Annotated in this window: 13 protein-coding genes and 1 pseudogene; 3 read left to right on the plus strand and 11 right to left on the minus strand. The window is 65.6% G+C overall.

Annotation, left to right across the window (positions count from 1 at the left end; all coding sequences use genetic code 11):
- Nucleotides 1–71: 71 nt before the first annotated feature.
- Together LK440_RS03205 and LK440_RS03210 are read left to right on the plus strand one after the other, a co-directional pair.
- Nucleotides 72–1595: a carboxylesterase/lipase family protein gene (locus LK440_RS03205; RefSeq protein ID WP_005015385.1), complete on the plus strand. Its 1524-nt coding sequence runs from the start codon at nucleotides 72–74 to the stop codon at nucleotides 1593–1595.
- Between the two features lie 133 nt (nucleotides 1596–1728).
- Nucleotides 1729–2691, plus strand: coding sequence for a Bug family tripartite tricarboxylate transporter substrate binding protein (locus LK440_RS03210; RefSeq protein WP_005015384.1), 963 nt, complete (start codon nucleotides 1729–1731; stop codon nucleotides 2689–2691).
- Here LK440_RS03210 and LK440_RS03215 read toward each other — a convergent pair.
- From LK440_RS03215 to LK440_RS03240, 6 genes are read right to left on the minus strand one after another with little or no spacing between them, the layout of a single operon-like run.
- The gene (locus tag LK440_RS03215; protein WP_005015380.1) at nucleotides 2641–4185 is read right to left on the minus strand and encodes a class I adenylate-forming enzyme family protein; all 1545 of its coding nucleotides are present in this window, start codon (nucleotides 4183–4185) and stop codon (nucleotides 2641–2643) included. The genes LK440_RS03210 and LK440_RS03215 overlap by 51 nt on opposite strands.
- Before the next feature lie 2 nt (nucleotides 4186–4187).
- Nucleotides 4188–5555 (minus strand): MmgE/PrpD family protein, encoded by a 1368-nt coding sequence (locus LK440_RS03220; RefSeq protein WP_005015378.1) that lies wholly within the window; start codon nucleotides 5553–5555, stop codon nucleotides 4188–4190.
- A 20-nt stretch (nucleotides 5556–5575) separates the two neighbouring features.
- Entirely contained in the window at nucleotides 5576–6760 is a 1185-nt protein-coding gene (locus tag LK440_RS03225) for an acyl-CoA dehydrogenase family protein (RefSeq protein WP_005015376.1), read from the minus strand.
- A gap of 18 nt (nucleotides 6761–6778) precedes the next feature.
- Nucleotides 6779–7714, minus strand: a complete 936-nt coding sequence (locus LK440_RS03230) for a hydroxymethylglutaryl-CoA lyase (RefSeq protein ID WP_005015375.1) — start codon at nucleotides 7712–7714, stop codon at nucleotides 6779–6781.
- A 10-nt stretch (nucleotides 7715–7724) separates the two neighbouring features.
- Nucleotides 7725–8537: an enoyl-CoA hydratase/isomerase family protein gene (locus tag LK440_RS03235; protein ID WP_005015374.1), complete on the minus strand. Its 813-nt coding sequence runs from the start codon at nucleotides 8535–8537 to the stop codon at nucleotides 7725–7727.
- Nucleotides 8534–9592: a CaiB/BaiF CoA transferase family protein gene (locus LK440_RS03240; protein ID WP_005015373.1), complete on the minus strand. Its 1059-nt coding sequence runs from the start codon at nucleotides 9590–9592 to the stop codon at nucleotides 8534–8536. The genes LK440_RS03235 and LK440_RS03240 overlap by 4 nt, the downstream gene beginning before the upstream one ends.
- Between LK440_RS03240 and LK440_RS03245 the strand changes: the two are divergent.
- A pseudogene (locus LK440_RS03245) lies at nucleotides 9563–10192 on the plus strand (fumarylacetoacetate hydrolase family protein); the annotation flags it as partial. The gene LK440_RS03240 and the pseudogene LK440_RS03245 overlap by 30 nt on opposite strands.
- 106 nt (nucleotides 10193–10298) lie before the next feature.
- On the opposite strand, the gene LK440_RS03250 reads toward LK440_RS03245, so the two are convergent.
- From LK440_RS03250 to LK440_RS03270, 5 genes are all read right to left on the minus strand, one after another.
- On the minus strand, nucleotides 10299–11519 hold the full coding sequence (locus tag LK440_RS03250) for an ISL3 family transposase (protein WP_005015371.1): 1221 nt from the start codon (nucleotides 11517–11519) through the stop codon (nucleotides 10299–10301).
- 25 nt (nucleotides 11520–11544) lie between these two features.
- Nucleotides 11545–11901, minus strand: coding sequence for a PepSY domain-containing protein (locus LK440_RS03255; RefSeq protein WP_406564573.1), 357 nt, complete (start codon nucleotides 11899–11901; stop codon nucleotides 11545–11547).
- Entirely contained in the window at nucleotides 11856–12857 is a 1002-nt protein-coding gene (locus LK440_RS03260; RefSeq protein ID WP_232826085.1) for a PepSY-associated TM helix domain-containing protein, read from the minus strand. Before LK440_RS03260 ends, LK440_RS03255 begins: the two co-directional genes overlap by 46 nt.
- A gap of 116 nt (nucleotides 12858–12973) precedes the next feature.
- Entirely contained in the window at nucleotides 12974–15043 is a 2070-nt protein-coding gene (locus LK440_RS03265) for a TonB-dependent receptor (protein WP_005015370.1), read from the minus strand.
- Nucleotides 15044–15155: 112 nt separating this feature from the next.
- Nucleotides 15156–15554 carry a DUF2946 family protein gene (locus LK440_RS03270; RefSeq protein WP_005015368.1) on the minus strand — a complete coding sequence of 133 codons (399 nt, stop codon included), beginning with the start codon at nucleotides 15552–15554 and terminating at the stop codon, nucleotides 15156–15158.
- Nucleotides 15555–15799 lie beyond the last annotated feature (245 nt).

Here is a 15799-nt window from a genome sequence, read left to right on the forward strand (position 1 = left end):
TCATAATGCAATCAATTCTCAATATTGTTTGTAGACGGCGAGCCTGATGGCGACCCTATCACGGAGGATGAATGACGGATTACGACATCGCAACTGTGCCGCAAGGCCGCCTGCGGGGACAACGCAAGGGGGGCGTGAGCGCCTTTCTTGGCGTTCCTTACGCCGAGCCGCCAGTGGGCGCGCTGCGCCTGCGCTCGCCCCGGCCTTGCCAGTCCTGGAGCGGTGCGCGGGATGCCTTGCGGCCCGGGCCGGCGAGTTTGCAGACGCCGCTGGGCAATCAGAGCTGGCTCAACGAACCGCCGGCCGCCCAGTCGGAGGATTGCCTGTTTCTCAATGTGTGGACACCCTCGACCTCGGGCCGTCAGCCGGTTCTGTTGTGGGTGCATGGCGGCGCTACCCGCAATGGCAGTGGCGCGGCCGGTGCCATCGATGGTGCGGCGCTGGCCGCGCATGGCGTGGTGGTGGTGACGATCAACTATCGGTTGGGCGCGCTGGGCGGGTTGGCGCATCCGTTGCTCGCCGACCCTGACACCGGCTTGTGCGCCAACTGGGGGCTGCAGGACAAGCTGGCCGCCTTGCGCTGGGTGCGCGACAGTATCGCGGCCTTCGGGGGCGATCCGGCCCGGGTCACGCTGGCTGGGCAGTCGTCGGGGGCGGCCAATGTCGCCCTCATCGCCCAGCATGGGCTGGAGGCCGGACTGTATCGCGGCATCATCACGCAGAGCCCGCCCTTGTTTCGCCCGCCCATGTTCGCGGAGATGGAGGCCGCCAGCGCCTATACCGAGGCGCTGAGCGCGTCGTTGGGCGTGGACGTCGCGGGCCTGCGTCAGATCGATGGTGCCGTGCTGCAACAGCAGGAGCAGGCATTTGCGGTCTCGGCGGCTTTCAAGCGGCCGGCTACGGCGCCGGTGCGTGACGGCCAACTGATACGGCAGTGGCCATACGATGCTCCGGCCGCCCGGGTGCCGCTGCTGGCGGGGTGGACGGCCACCGAAGCGGACTTCTGGTTTGATCTGACCGACGGCCAGGGGCAGCGCCTGTCTCCCATGCAGGCGCCGGCCACGCTGGCCGAACTGCAGCCGCGTGCGGCCGCCCTGGTCGCGGCCCACTATGCTTTCGCCCAGGCGCCCGACGTGCGCGAGGTCATCGACCTCTACGCCCAGGGGCACGACACGGCGCCAGCCATCTGGCGAGCGCTCTATACCGACCTGGTATTCCGAGCGCCGATGCTGCATATGCTGGCGCGCCATGCTCGCGCCGGGATGCCGGCCTGGGCGTACGAATTCGGGTTTCCGGTCGCCGGCAGCGCCGACAGTTCACCGCATGCGGCGGATGTTCCTTTCGTGTTCGGCAATACCGGCCAGGCGCACGTGAGCCAGAAAATAGGGCGGCCCGCCGAAGCGTTGGCCGTGTCGCAGGCCATGATGGGGCGTTGGCGTGATTTCATTGTCGACCAATCGCCAGGCTGGTCCGGGTTTGATCCCGCCCGCCCGGCGGTGATGCGTTTTGGCCTGGACGGCGAGCATGCTGCCCCTGTGCACGCAGCCTCGGCGGCGGGCTTGTGGCCCGGGTATTTCTCTGCGACGCAGGCGTGAAAGACGACTAGCGTGCCTCGCCGACGATTTTGGTTGGCCCATCATCAATGTACGTACATAATGAATAACAGCAAAGTATTCTATGTACGGATGTAGACGAAGAGCTATGCCGGGCCACCAAAGGAGAGTGAGGATGCGCAATTGGATTGCGGGTGTTCTGCTGGGCGCTGCGGGCGCGGTTGCGGCGGCGCAGGCGGCCTACCCCGAGCGGGGGGTCAAGATCATCGTGCCGTATCCGGCCGGGCAGACCACGGATGTGATTGCTCGCGCCATCGGGCAGGAACTCGGCCAAGCCCTGGGCCAGTCCTTTTTCGTGGATAACCGTGGGGGCGCCGGTGGCATCATCGGGATGGAGGCTGCCAAGCGCTCGGAGGCCGATGGCTACACGCTGCTGATGACGGCCAGCGGCCCGGTGGCGATCAATCCGGGGCTCTATAGCAAGCTGCCCTACAACGTCGAGAAAGACTACGAGCTCGTCGCGCTGGTGGCCATGGTGCCGCTGTTTCTGGTGGTGCGATCGGACTTCCCCGCCAACAATGTGCGCGAACTGCTCGACCACGTGAAGCAGCATCCGGGGCAGTTGAACTATGGCTCGGGCGGCAGTGGGCTGACCAATCATCTGGCGATGGAGATGTTCAAGAGCCAGGCGGGCCTGAACCTGACGCATGTGCCCTACCGGGGAGCCGCCGCCGCGCTGACCGGGCTGATCAGTGGCGATGTCGCCGTGATGTTCGAGGCCGGGCCGGCCATCATGCCGCACGTGCAGGCCGGCACCTTGAAGGTGTTGGCCGTCGGCGGCAAGGAGCCGGCGCGCGCCTTCCCCAAGGCCGCGCCCGTGTCCGAGGCAGGCGTGCCAGGCTACGAGGCGCAGGCCTGGATCGTGCTGCTGGCGCCGGCGGGTACGCCTCGGCCGGTCGTCGACATGCTCAATGCGGCAACGCGCAAAGCGCTGGGCCGCGCGGATCTGCAGGACAAGCTCGCGGGCCTGGGCGCCGAGACCGTGTCGGCCAGCCCCGAGCAGACGCGCGAATTCATTGCGCGCGAACTATCGGTCTGGGGGCAGGCCGTCAAAAGTTCCAACGCTCGGGTGGATTGATCCGCGCGCCTCGACGCTCGGATAAGAACCGTCGATCAGCGTGTGGGTCGACAGCACCAGGTCGCGCACCGCACGGCGGCTGATCTTGCCTTGTGGATTGCGCGGCAGTGCAGCGACCGCGATGTGGGCGCGTGGATGCTTGTAGCGGGCCAGCTGCGCTACGCGCTGTCGCGCGGCCTCATGCCAGGCCGGGGCCGCGTGTTCGGCCACGGCGATGATGACCTCGCCCCAATAATCGGAGGGCAGCGCCACCACGCAGATATCGCCGCAATCCGGCATGCCGGCCAGCGCGGCCTCGATTTCGTCGGGGTATATCTTGTAGCCGCCGCTTTTGATGACGTCTGCCATCCGCCCCAGAAGCCAGAGCCTGCCGTGCTCGTCGATGCGGCCCAGGTCGCCGGTGCGATGCCAGCCATCGGCAGGCGGGGCGTGGAAGCCTTCCTGGTCGATGTGCCCGATATACATATGCCGCGAGCGCAGTTCGATTTCGTCGTGGTCGTTGATACGCAACTGCACACCGGGCGCGGGCCATCCCAGGCAGGCACCCTCGGCCGGATTGGCGTCAAAGCAGGCTTGCGTGGCTTGGGGATCCAGCACGGTGATGGGGTTGACGTTCTCGCTCTTGCCGTAGGTGATGCGTACGGTCGGGCCGAACATGGCGCGGGCCTTGGCATACAGGCCTGGGGTGAGGGTCTGCGTGCCGGTGAAGACACACCGCACACTGGGGAATCGTTCACCGTCGAATGACGCGGCCAGTTTGGCCAGCATCGTCGGCGGAGCGAAGACCGCGTCCAGCGTGCCGCTGCGCAATTCGCGGCCGACTGCCTCCCGTTCCACCCCTTTGAGCAACACCGCTGTGCCACCGTGATCCAACCAGGCTCGCGCCTGCATGGATGCGCCGTGGACGTAAGGCGTCATCAGCAGCACCCTGGAGCCAGGCCCCGGCGTGAAGGGCAGGACGGCCCGCAGTATCACGGCGGCCAGCCAGCGGCGGCCCTGGTCGTAGAGCAGGGCTTTGGGCTTGCCCGTGGTGCCCGACGAGAAGATCACGCGGCCGGGGTCCGCAGCATTGACGGCGGGCAGCACCGGCGGCGTGTCCAGGGGCGCGATGTCTTCGCAAAGTACAAGCGCTGCCCCGAGGTCGGCGACGGTCGGAGCCAGGGCGCGGTCGGTGATGATATGGCGCATGGGGGTGAGCTGCTGGGCCCACATGATCTCGTCACGGGTGTAGGCGGCGTTCAGGTGCACCAGGCAGGCGCCGCTGATCGTCACGCCATAGTCGGCCCACACTGCCGCGCCGCCGTTGGGCAGATAGATGCCGACATAGTCGCCGGCGCCCACGCCTTGGGCCTGCAAGGCGCAGGCCAGCGCATGAGCGCGGCCGTTGAGGTCCGCGAAGCTCAGTTGGGCATGGCCATCATCGACGGCGATCGCTTGCCCGAAGCGTTGGGCCAGGGTGTGCAGTTCTCGCGACCAGGCGATGGTGTCGGTCATGCTCAACTCCGAAACAGCGTGCGGACATCGTCGACCTGGGCAAGGCTGGCCAGCCGATCGTACAAAATGCCTTCTGCCGGCATATCGGCAGGTTGAGGCTGTCTGCGCCAGATGGCCAGGCAGTCGTCGAACTTGGCGCGCAGCTCCGTCTCGGATAGGGGCCGATGAGCATGGCCGCGTGGATACCGGATCTCGCCCGATTGCAGAACCCGTCCGTCGTGCAAGGTAATCGTGACCGTGTCGTGGCGTGAAAAGGCGCCGTCCTCGGGGTCGGCCTCATCGATCAGCCCGATATCCACCACGCCGTAGAGTGCCCGCAGTGCCGGTTCATTGACAAAACCGTCGTCAAGTTCAGACAGTCCGACCTTGCCGCGGGCCAGCGCGGCGGCTACTGCGAACTGAGCACTGAACTTGGCTTCCAACGCCGTCACGGGGGCGGTGTTGCGCAGCATCGAGGCCTGAGGCCGGCCAATGCCGATCTCCACCCGCTGCACCTGCGACGCGTTGACCGAATGCTCGCGCGACAAGTCGATCACCGCGTCGATGACACGATGGCCGGAGTAGCAAACGGGATATTTCTTGATGGACAGGCCGGTCTTGAGAATGCGGGGCTCGGATCGGACGTAGGGGCGCTCACGGTCGGCCCGCCCGTGTGGCGACAGGGCGGCAAGAAATCCCGCATGATGCTCCAGCGCATCGAAGGCGGCTGTCAGCCCCAGACCGGTCAGGCTGATGGCCTCGAAGGCCAGCGCTGCGGATCGGCCGGCGTGCAGAGGCTTGGCCATGGTGCCGAAATTGGCGACCAGGCCGCTGGCCAGACTGGCGGCGATGGCCAGCGCCCGAGCGGCGTCGGCGGCCTTAAGACCGCGCAGAAAGGCCAGGGCGGCCGTAGCGGCCACGGTGCCGAATACGGCGGTGGGGTGCCAGCCCTTGATGTGATACGGATCCGGCTCGCGTGAGGTCAATTCGGCCCAGACTTCGTAGCCCACGATGTAGGCGCGCAGGCAGTCGCGGCCCGATGCGCCTTGCACGTGCGCCTGAGCCAGAATGGCAGGCGTGAGCACGGTGCTGGGATGGCCCGACAATGCCACGTCGTCATAGTCCAGCGCGTGGCCGGCTACGGCGTTGACAAAGGCGGCTTGCGCCGGCGGCAGCGACTCGGACCCAAACCATAGGGGGGCCTGCCCCTTGCCCCCTATGCTGCGGGCGTGCTCCAGCGCGATGCGGGTGACGTCCTCGTCGCTGGCCGCCAGCGCCACGGCGATGGTGTCGGTCATGCCCTGGCGGGCAATGGCCTCGGCCTGCGCCTGGCGCGGACCGAACTCGGGATTGGCGATATAGGCGCCCAGCGCCTGGGTCAGTCCTGTCATGAGGGTCTCCGGGGCGGGGCTCAAAACGAGCGTGGCATGCCCAGCATATGCTGGCCGATATACGAGAGGATGAGGTTGGTCGAGATGGGGGCAATCTGCAGCAGACGCGTTTCGCGCCATTTGCGTTCGACGTCATATTCGCGCGCAAACCCGAAACCGCCATGCGTCTGCAGGCAGGCTTCGGCAGCGTGCCATGACGCTTCGGAGGCGAGCATCTTGCCCATGTTGGCCTCGTCGCCGCATGGCAGCCCTGCCTCGAAAAGCGTGGCGGCTTTGCGCAGCATCAGGTCGGCGGCCTGGGTCTCGGCGTGCGCGCGTGCAATCGGAAACTGTATGCCCTGGTTTTGGCCGATGGGCCGGTCAAAGACGCGCCGATCGTTGGCATACGCCACGGCGGTACGGATGAACCACCGCGCATCGCCGATGGCTTCCGAGGCCACCAGAATGCGTTCGGCGTTCATGCCGTCCAGAATGTAGCGAAAGCCTTTGCCTTCCTGGCCGATCAGGCTGCTGGCAGGAATGCGCAGATTGTCGAAGAACACTTCCGTCGTGTTGTGATTGACCATGGCCTTGAGGGGGCGGATGTCCATGCCGTTGCCCAGCGCCGCGCGGATATCGACCAAAAAAACCGACAGGCCGTCGCTTTTCTTCTGGACGTCGTCGTACGGGGTAGTGCGCGCCAGCAATAGCATCAGATCCGACTGCAGGGCGCGGGAGGTCCAGACTTTTTGCCCATTGACGATATAGCTGTCGCCGTCTTTCACGGCGCGGGTCTTCAGCCGCGTGGTGTCGGTTCCGCTCGTGGGTTCGGTAACACCAAAAGCCTGAAGGCGCAGTTCGCCTCGCGCGATCGCGGGCAGATAGCGCGCCTTCTGCTCCGGACTGCCATGGCGCAGCAAGGTGCCCATGGTGTAAATCTGGGCGTGGCAGGCCCCGGCATTGCAGCCAGCGGCATGTATCTCTTCGAGGATGACGGCAGCCGCGCGCAGCGGCATGCCGCTGCCTTCATATTCTTCCGGTATCAGCGCGGCCAGAAAGCCGGACGCCGTCAGCGCCGCGACGAACTCGTCGGGGTAGCGTTCATCCTGCTCCAGGGCGCGCCAGTCCTCACCGGGGAACGAGTCGCAGATGCGGCGCACACTGTCGCGGATGTCGGGGAAATCATCGCCCAATGGCATGGAAAGCGGATTGGAATAGGTATCCATGATGCCTCGCAGCAGGTGTCAGGCGGCCAGCGATTCGCGTGCCGGGATAAAGCCTCGTGGCAGTCCTGCGCGGGCCAGTCCGCCGTACAGCGTGGCGTCGGGCAGCGTGGCTTGCAGCCGTTGGCGCACGCCAAGCAACGCCTCCAGGTCTATGCCGGTATCGATGCCCATCGACTCGAGCATGTAGGCGGCGTCCTCCATGACGATGTTGCCTGTGGCGCCAGGGGCAAAGGGGCAGCCGCCCAAGCCACCCAGGGACGCATCGAACGCGCGCACGCCGCAGTCCAGCGCCGCCAGCAGGTTGGCCAGCCCCGTGCCACGCGTATCATGGAAATGCGCGGCCACGGGCAGCGTCCCGACTTCGGCCAGCACCGCCTTGAAGACGCGGCGCACCAGTGCCGGGTGGGCATAGCCGACGGTGTCGGGCACGATGAGCTCATCGGCGCCGGCTTCGGCCAGGGCCACCGCATACCGGACCACATCATCGACCGGCGCGCGTCCCTCGTAGGAGCAGCCCAGCGCGGTGGCCAGTCCCCCGCAAAGGATGGGCCGGACTGGCTGCTCGCGCACCTGCTGCGCCATGGCGCGGAAATCGGCCAGGGATTCCTCGCGGCTGCGGCGTACGTTTTTCATGTTGTGGGTTTCGCTGACCGACATCACGAAATTGATTTTGTGCACGCCCAGCGCCAGGCCGCGCTCTGCCCCGCGCGTGTTTGGCACCAGCGCGGCCACCGTCAGATCCGGGATCTGCAAGGCGCCGAGAGTGACTTGCTCGGCATCCGCAAACTGGGGCAGAAGTTTGGGCGGCACATACGAGGTGACCTCGATTTCCGCTACCCCCGCCGCGGCTTCCTGGCGTATCCATTCCAGCTTGTCCTGCGTGGCCACGAAGGCGCTGACACTTTGCAAGCCGTCTCGCAGGCCCACTTCGCGCAGGCATACGTCTCTTGTCATGCTGCTCTCCCTAACGGCCCGTGAAGACCGGCTTGCGTTTTTCATTGAAGGCCAGCACGCCTTCTCGGCGATCGTCGGTGTCGATCAGATGGTTGTAGGCTTCGATCTCGAATCGAAAGGCTGTGCGCAGTTCCATCTGGCCGCCATAGCGCACGGATTTCTTGATCTGCCTCACCGACAGCGGCGCGTTGCCGGCAATGACCTCGGCCGTGGCAAGCGCAGCCGGCAGCACCTGGGCAGGGTCGTACAGCGCATTGGCCAGGCCCCAGTCCAGCGCCTGCCCGGCATCAAAAGGCCGACCGGTCATGAGGATCTCTTTGGCGCGACGGTCTCCGACGGCGCGTGGCAGATTCTGTGTGCCGCCGGCGCCAGGCATGATGCCCAGGGTGACCTCGGTCAAGGCAAAGCGAGCCTGCCGGCTGGCATAAACAAAGTCGCAGGACAGCGCCATTTCCAGCCCGCCAGCATAGGCGTGGCCATTGACGGCCGCGATGACTGGCAGCGGTAGGTCCACCAGCGTCCAGTACATGCGCTCGAACAGCTCATGCTGACGCTGCCAGGTTTCTCGGCTCATACCGTTGCGTTCTTTGAGGTCGCCGCCGGCGCAGAAAATTCGCTCGCCCGAGCCGGTGAGCACGACACAGCGAACCGCGCCGGCGTCTTCGGTCAGGCGGCTCCAGAGATCGAGCAGATCGCGCCCCATCTGGGTGTTGATCGCATTGCCGTTTTGCGCACGATCGAGCGTGACCAGTAAGGTGTGCGGGCCGTGCATGCGGGTGCTCACGGTCTCGTAAGCGGGAAGTTCCAGTGCCTGCGGATTCATAGACCTGTCTCCTGGGCTGCCGGGGTTCGTCCCAGCAGGACATGCGTATGCTCGCCCAGCGAGGGCGGGCCTGAGTGGGGGCGGGGCCGTTGGCCGTCGAAACTCAGTGGCAGGCCGATGACATCCATTTCCGTGCCGGGTACGAGCTGGATGAGGTCGAGCGCCTGGGTTTGCGGATGCGACAGCATCTGGTTCATGTCGTTGACGGGCGAGCAGGGAAGGCCGGCTGCCTCCAGCCGCTCGAGCCAATAGGCGGTTGGGTGCCGCGCGAAGAGGGCATCGAGCGCGGCATACAGGCTGGCCTGATTGGCCACGCGGCTCGGGTTGTCGGCATAACGCGGGTCGCCTGGCCATTCCGGGTGACCGACGACCTGCGCCAGACTGCGAAACAGGCCGTCGTTGCCGGCCGCGACGACGATTTCGCCGTCCGCGGTGGCATAGCCTTTGTAAGGCACGATGCTGGCGGTGCCCGAACCGTGCCGAGCCGGTGTCTGGCCGCAAGCCAGTACTTGCGCGGCGATCAGGGACACCCAGGTCGTCGCCGTCTCGAACAAGGACACATCTACGATCCGGCCGCACCCGCTTGCCTGGCGCTGCAGCAGCGCGGCCAGCACACCGATGACCGCCCACATGCCCGTGCCCATGTCAACGATGGATGCACCCACGCGCACCGAGGGTCGGCCGGCTTCGCCGGTGGTGCTCATGATGCCGCCGAATGCTTGCATCAGCGGGTCGTAGCCCGGATGCTGCCGCAGCGGCCCGGCACCTCCGAACGCACCCATATTGCAATAGACCAGGGCAGGCTGGAGTGCCAGCAGCGCCGCGCCACCCAGGCCCAACGCGTCGACCTGACCGGGCCGCAGATTCTGCAGCACGACGTCGGCGCGCTCGGCGATGAAGCGCCGCAGGGTGTCGGCCTGCTCCGGGTCACGCAAGTCGCAGACGACGGATTGCTTGTTGCGGTTGAGCGCCTGAAACAGCGTCGCGGCGCCTTCCTGGAAGGGCGGGCCCCAGGCGCGCGCGGAATCGCCATCGGCCTGAACTACTTTGATCATGCTGCCGAAGTGGGCGCGCCCATCCCCAAGGAACCCATCATCTTCATGAAGGCGACTTCCTGCATCCAGGGGCCGGACGACCCTGTCATGTTGCCGGAAGGCTCGCTCAAGGGCGATTGGGAGGTGGAACTGGGCGTCGTCATCGGCCAGCGCGCACGCTACGTTCAAGAGGATGCCGCGCTGGATTACGTGGCCGGGTACTGCGTGGTCAACGACGTCAGTGAGCGCGAGTTCCAGATGGATCGCGGCGGCACCTGGGACAAGGGCAAGGGTTGCGACACCTTCGGCCCCATTGGCCCCTGGCTCGTCACGCCAGACGAGGTACCCGACCCGCAGGCGCTGGATCTGTGGCTGGACCTCAACGGCCAGCGCATGCAGACCGGCAACACGCGCACGATGATTTTCAGCGTCAAGACCATCGTCAGCTACGTCAGCCGCTTCATGACGCTGCTGCCAGGTGATGTCATCATCACGGGCACCCCGCCTGGCGTGGGCCTGGGGATGACGCCGCCCGTTTTTCTGCGCGAAGGCGACGTGATGACCCTGGGCGTGCAGGGCCTGGGCAGCCAGCGCCAGCGCGTGGTGGGCTTCGCGCGCTAGCGCCGGTGGCCAGGCGCTCAGCCGGAACGGGCCGACAGGCGCAGCATCAGCCTGTCGGCCAGCCACATCAGGATGAGCGACAGGCCTACCAGCGGAAAAATCAGGTTCATCGAGGAATACCGGGGAATGCAGACCGGATCTTGAGGAAGAAGTACTCCTGATCGCGGTAGCCGTAGGCGCGGCGCTTGATGACTTTGATGGTGTTGTTGATGCCCTCGACGATGCTGGTGTTGAGCCGGTGGCGACAGCGAGACAGAATCCCGTGCAGATAGGCTTTTAGCTTGAACGCGAAGTGAGCCAAGGCGGCGATGCCGCTGCCCTGAGCCTGTTGCAGCCAGTGATCCCATGCCTGGCGGGCGTAGCCGGGGTGTTGGTAGAACCACAGCTGTTTGAGCTCATCGCGCATCAGATAAGCGGTGAGCAAGGGCTGGTTGGCCTGGAGCAACTCGTCCAACTTTACCGATTGGCACGGATCGAGGTTTTTGCGATTGCGCAGCAGTAGCCAGCGACTGGACTTAATCACCCGGCGGGCCGGCTTGTCGTGCCGCAACTGGTTCGCTTGGTCTACACGCACCCGGTCTATCACTTCACGGCCGTACTTGGCCACGACGTGGAACAGGTCGTAGACGATCTCGGCGTTGGGGCAGTTGGCCTGGATCTCCAGCTCATAGGCCGTCGTCATGTCGATCGCTACGGCCCGGATCTGCTGGGCAACCCCAGTTGGCAGTTGTTCGAAGAAGGCTCTGGCCGTCTCGCGCGAGCGGCCATCACCGATCCATAGCACCTGACGGCGGATCGGATCGACAACGACCGTGGCATAACGATGGCCCTTGTGTAGAGCGAACTCGTCCATCGCTAGGTAGTGGATCTGGCTCCAGTCCGGCTCTTGGATCGCCCGTCGCAGCAGGGCCTTGTCCAGCGCCTTGACCGTGTGCCAACCCAGTTGGAAGAAGCGCGCCACGGCCAGAATGTTGCTGGACTCAAGCAACTGGCTGACCGCCTCGGCCAGCCGGTCGGTCACTCGCTGGTAACGGCCCAGCCAGCTCAGCCTCTCCAGATGCGGTCCACCGCACTGCTCGCACCAGACCCGCCGACGCGGCACTACCAGCGTCACTCGCAGCGCCATTAGCGGCAGATCCCGCACCCGGCGCGTGGTCGTCTCATGCACCTGCCGACATCGGTTGCCGCAGTGCTCGCAGTGCATCGTTCGCGCTGAAGGCTTCAGGTAAATCGTGACCGTCCGGCTCTCACCTTCAGGCCACACGACCCGCTCCACCCGATAACCTTCCCACCCACCCAACCTCTCGATCGTCTTGCGGTCCAGCATGATCCCGGCCTTGATCCTTGAAAAATCAAGGATCAAGCGTAACGGCAATCAAGCACGGCTCCACGCTATTCCGCGATGAACCAAAAATCAGACCGCCAGCCACCATGATGAGCATGACGCCACGCATGGCGCGTGCCTGCTTCGGGGCGGGCGGAATGCCCAGCCCCCCTGCCGGGCGCCGCTTCCACCACATGATGGCCCCGGACACCGACAGCAGCACGATGCCCAGGCAGGCCAGGCTCAGGACGATCTGATTGGTCAGGCCGAACTCCTGGCCCATGTGGACGTTGATGCCCCATTCCAGCGTCTTGCCCATCGGCCCGTAATCGCCGTAACTCATGTCCAGTAGCGGCTTGCCGGTGTATTGATCCAGGTGCACCACACGCTGCTTTTGCAGGTCGTTGGGATAGACCGCGAGGCGGTGTACACCCCTTGCGGGCCAACGGGCAGATTGATGGCATAGCCGGGCGCCATATTCAGCGCCTCGACGGCCTCGACGGCGTGATCCAGCCCGATGGGCGGGCGTGCCGAGGTGCCGGCGTGCTCGGCATGAAGCGGCGCACCGTGGCCGGCGTGTTCGCCGTGGCCCGCGTGGCCTTCATGCCCGCTTGCGGCTGCCGGCGGCGATTGCGGCACGCGGGCCTGCTCCAGCGACCAGGGGGTTTTGCCCTGATCGGCCAGCCTGAGGTCGGACATCGGGATCTGTACGCGTACGCCTGCCGGATAGCCAAAATTGCTGCCATTGGCCCATTGGTTGATCTTCCCTCCCCATACCTGCGACCAGGGCATGCCGGTCAGGGCCAGAAAGGCAATGAAAAACGCCGTAAACACTCCCGTGACAGCGTGCAGGTCGCGCCAGAACACCCGCTGCCTGGGAGCCCCCCGCACGGTTACCACCCCCTGGCGGCGGCCTCTGGGCCACCAAAGATAAATGCCGCTGGCCACCAGCAGCAACGACCATCCCGCGGCGACCTCGATGAGCGCGTTGGCCACCGGGCCGAAGTAATCCAGGCTATGCAGCCGCCGGATGGTCCACATCAACGTGTCGCGTTCGGGCAGGCTACCCAAAACGTGCTGGGTGTAGGGGTCGACGTACACGGCCAGTCGCGTGCCGCCTGCGGTGCGTACCACGGCTTGCGCGGAAGCGTGCGGGCCGGACGGCGGCAGGTATTTGAGCAGGGTGCTGCCTGGCTGCGCGGCGAGCGCGGTAGCGGCAATCTGGGCCGCCGTGTGGGGCGTGCCGCCAGCCTGCGGGACGTGCCGCAGATCGTGATACCAGGCGTCCTCGATCTCGTTGTGGAACAAGTACAGCGCGCCGGTGACGGCCAGCAGGATCATGAAGGGCAACACCAGCATGCCGGCGTAAAAATGCCAGCGCCAGACCGCACGATAGAGGTCGCCTGCCGGCGCCCGATCGGCAGCGTTTTTTGGGGGGTCAAGGACATGAGGTCTCCTCAGAAGCGATAGTTGGCGCTCAGTTCCACGCGCCTTCCTTCACCTATCAGCCATTGGGTCTGGTTGTAGTAGGCAGTTTCCGCGTAGTGGCGGTCGAATACGTTGTAGCCACGCAGGGCCAGGGTCAGGTCGCGGCGCGCCTGCCAGATGATGGCCAGATCGGTGGTGGTGTAGCCGGCCATCTCGAGCGTATTGGCCGCGTCGGCATAGCGGCGGCCCACGTAGCGCAGACCTGCCGCAGCCGTCCATTGCGGGGCGACGCGCCAACTGAGCCAGGCGTTGGCGACTCTCTCGGGCACGTCGGTCGGGACGTTGCCGGCGCGGGACACGGTCTGTCCCGCCTGAGCCTCGTTGAAGTCGTCGTAACGCGCGCGTAGAACAGCCGCGTTCAGATCGAGCCGCAGATCCGCGCTCAGTTGCAGGCCCAGCGTGGCCTCGAGACCTCGGCTGGACTGCTTGCCGACCTGCACACTGAGCCCAGGGTTGGCAGGATCGCGGCTGAGCAAGTGATCCTTGCGCAACTGGTAGGCCGCCAGCGTCCATTGCCCGCGCTCGTCCCAGAAGACCTGCTTGACGCCGACCTCTACCTGGCGGCCGGTCGACAGGTCGAAACCCTTGTTGGCGGGCGACAGCAGCAGCAGGCTGCCGACCGGATCGGCCGCTTCGGAGTACTGGGCATAGACCGAGAGTTGGCTCGTGAAGGCGTACACCGAACCCAGCCGCCAACCCACATTGTCGAACTGCGTGCGGTAGGCGGTGCGGTCGGCAATCAGATCGCGGCGCTTGAGGTCGATATGGTCGTAGCGTATTCCTGCCAATAGCGACCATTGGGGCGTGAGTTGCAGCCGGTCTTCGGCAAACAGCGCGTATTGCTCGGCCGTATTGCGATAGCGTGGCGTGGTGCCCGCCAGATTGATGAACTGCCCGTGTGTCACATCGTAAGGGTCGACGACGGAACTGCCGCCGTAGGGCGAATTGTTCGTGTGCCTGAGTGTGGCGCGGTTTGTCTCCAGTCCAACAGCGACCCGGTTGTCCAAGCCCAGCAACTGCCCTGTGAAGCTGGCATCGGCCATGGCGCCTGCCTGCGACTGGTCATGCTGGATGTCCGTGTACGCGCTGCGCTCGATCAGGCCCGACGGCAGCCAACGGTAGTTCTCGGCGTTGCGATAATCGCGGTCGCTGCCGATGTAGAAAATGCGGGCGCGGACCTGCGTGGTGGTGTTGGGTTGCCAGTCTGCCCGGAGTTCGCTGCGATGATCCCGATAGATGATTTTGCTGTCGGTCACGTTGTAGTTCTGACGTCGAAGGCCATCGTCCAGCTCGCCATCGACCAGGGGCGTGCCGAAGTACCGCGTGGGCTCCTGCCAGGAAAACGCCTGAGTCAGGGTAAGCCTGAGCTCGGGCGAGACGTCCAGGCGCAGCGCGCCCGTTGCGGCGGCATTGCGGCTGTCGCCCAGGCTCAGGCCGGCGTCGGTATGATTGCCGCTGATATCCAAGCGATACGACCAGCGGTCATCCAAGGAGCCGCCGCTGCCAAAACCCGGCCGCTGTGTGTCATGCGTGCCGGCCGTGAGCTGGATTTCGTTTTCGATGGGGCCGGGCGCCGGTTTGCGCGGGATGACGTTGACGACCCCGCCGATGGCGCCCTCTCCATACAGCACGGAGGCGGGGCCGCGCAGGACCTCGATGCGCTCGACTGCCCAGGGGTCGTAGACAAAGGTCTGGCCGACGCCGCCGAACTGGCGCACGCCGTCGTAAAGCAGAGCCACCGAGTTGCTGTCGCTGAAACCGCGCGACGACAGCGACGAGGCGCCGTTGCCCGGGTGACGCATGGCGCTGATACCTGTGGCTTGCGTGATGGCGTCGATGGCGGTGGGAGCGGCCCGCTCGCGTAACTGGACGCTGTCAATGATGTCGATGCTGGCCGGCGTTTGCAGGGGCGTTAATTCCAACAGCGTGCCGGTGACGGTGGATTCGAGTAGCGGACTGTCTGGCGCATCGCTATGGACGACGATGCGGGGCAGAGTCGCGACGGACGCCGCCCAGGGCACGCCTGGCGTGCAGCACATCGCCGCCAGGAGCATCCTGGCAGATGGGATAGGCATGATGTTTCTCGTTCGGATCGGTGACGGCCGTGCGGTGCGCACGGCAGGACGCGCGCCGGCGGCAGGCCGGCGTCGATCAGGCGAGAGACAAGGGTGGGGCTCGCGCGCCAAGTGGCGCGCTCAGGATGGGATAGGCGCGCCGCACGGGCGGTGCGCGGGCCGCCACAGGAAAGATCCGTTCGGCCACCGGCACCGGGCCGGGCGCCGCGCCAAGCAACGCGGCTGCCGCGACCGCCGCTCCGATGGAGCAGGCAGCCGCCTGGGCGGCATGGCGCTCATCGGGAGCATGGTCGGCCTTGGAGGGGCCTTGCACCCATATGGGACCCGCGGCCGAACACAGTTGGATCAGCGTGCCACCATGGGGCGAGCCGGGCATGAACCCCTGCGGCACCAGTGCCTTGAGCGCGAACAGAACCAGCGCCAGCCAGAAAACGGCGGCGCGGTATCGCGGCAGAAGGCGGATCGGGGCAGACATGATGGTTGGGGATTCTAGACGACTTGCGTGGCCGCGCGCGCACGACGGGTTCACGTTGCAAAACTCGGCATTGCGCAACAAAACCTCGCGCCGTCTCCAGGGCAGCACCAGGCGAGCGCGCGATTCCGGGGGGAGGGCGCCGGTGGAACCTGGGATTTTCCCTTATGCTTGCGCAAAGCAGGGGGGGTTTGTCTTGTCGAATGCACGGCATTCTCTTTTAGACGCCCCTGATTTGTTACGATAGC

This window comes from Bordetella holmesii (assembly GCF_020735985.1).
GTDB classification, from domain to species: Bacteria; Pseudomonadota; Gammaproteobacteria; order Burkholderiales; family Burkholderiaceae_B; genus Bordetella; species Bordetella holmesii.

Coding starts and splice junctions, on each gene's coding strand:
- LK440_RS03230 (WP_005015375.1), bottom strand. CDS start 7,714: ATGACAAGAGACGTATGCCTGCGCGAAGTGGGCCTGCGAGACGGCTTG.
- LK440_RS03260 (WP_232826085.1), bottom strand. CDS start 12,857: ATGATCCTGCTGGCCGTCACCGGCGCGCTGTACTTGTTCCACAACGAG.
- LK440_RS03220 (WP_005015378.1), bottom strand. CDS start 5,555: ATGACAGGACTGACCCAGGCGCTGGGCGCCTATATCGCCAATCCCGAG.
- LK440_RS03205 (WP_005015385.1), top strand. CDS start 72: ATGACGGATTACGACATCGCAACTGTGCCGCAAGGCCGCCTGCGGGGA.
- LK440_RS03240 (WP_005015373.1), bottom strand. CDS start 9,592: ATGATCAAAGTAGTTCAGGCCGATGGCGATTCCGCGCGCGCCTGGGGC.
- LK440_RS03235 (WP_005015374.1), bottom strand. CDS start 8,537: ATGAATCCGCAGGCACTGGAACTTCCCGCTTACGAGACCGTGAGCACC.
- LK440_RS03210 (WP_005015384.1), top strand. CDS start 1,729: ATGCGCAATTGGATTGCGGGTGTTCTGCTGGGCGCTGCGGGCGCGGTT.
- LK440_RS03270 (WP_005015368.1), bottom strand. CDS start 15,554: ATGTCTGCCCCGATCCGCCTTCTGCCGCGATACCGCGCCGCCGTTTTC.
- LK440_RS03265 (WP_005015370.1), bottom strand. CDS start 15,043: ATGTGCTGCACGCCAGGCGTGCCCTGGGCGGCGTCCGTCGCGACTCTG.
- LK440_RS03225 (WP_005015376.1), bottom strand. CDS start 6,760: ATGGATACCTATTCCAATCCGCTTTCCATGCCATTGGGCGATGATTTC.
- LK440_RS03215 (WP_005015380.1), bottom strand. CDS start 4,185: ATGACCGACACCATCGCCTGGTCGCGAGAACTGCACACCCTGGCCCAA.
- LK440_RS03250 (WP_005015371.1), bottom strand. CDS start 11,519: ATGCTGGACCGCAAGACGATCGAGAGGTTGGGTGGGTGGGAAGGTTAT.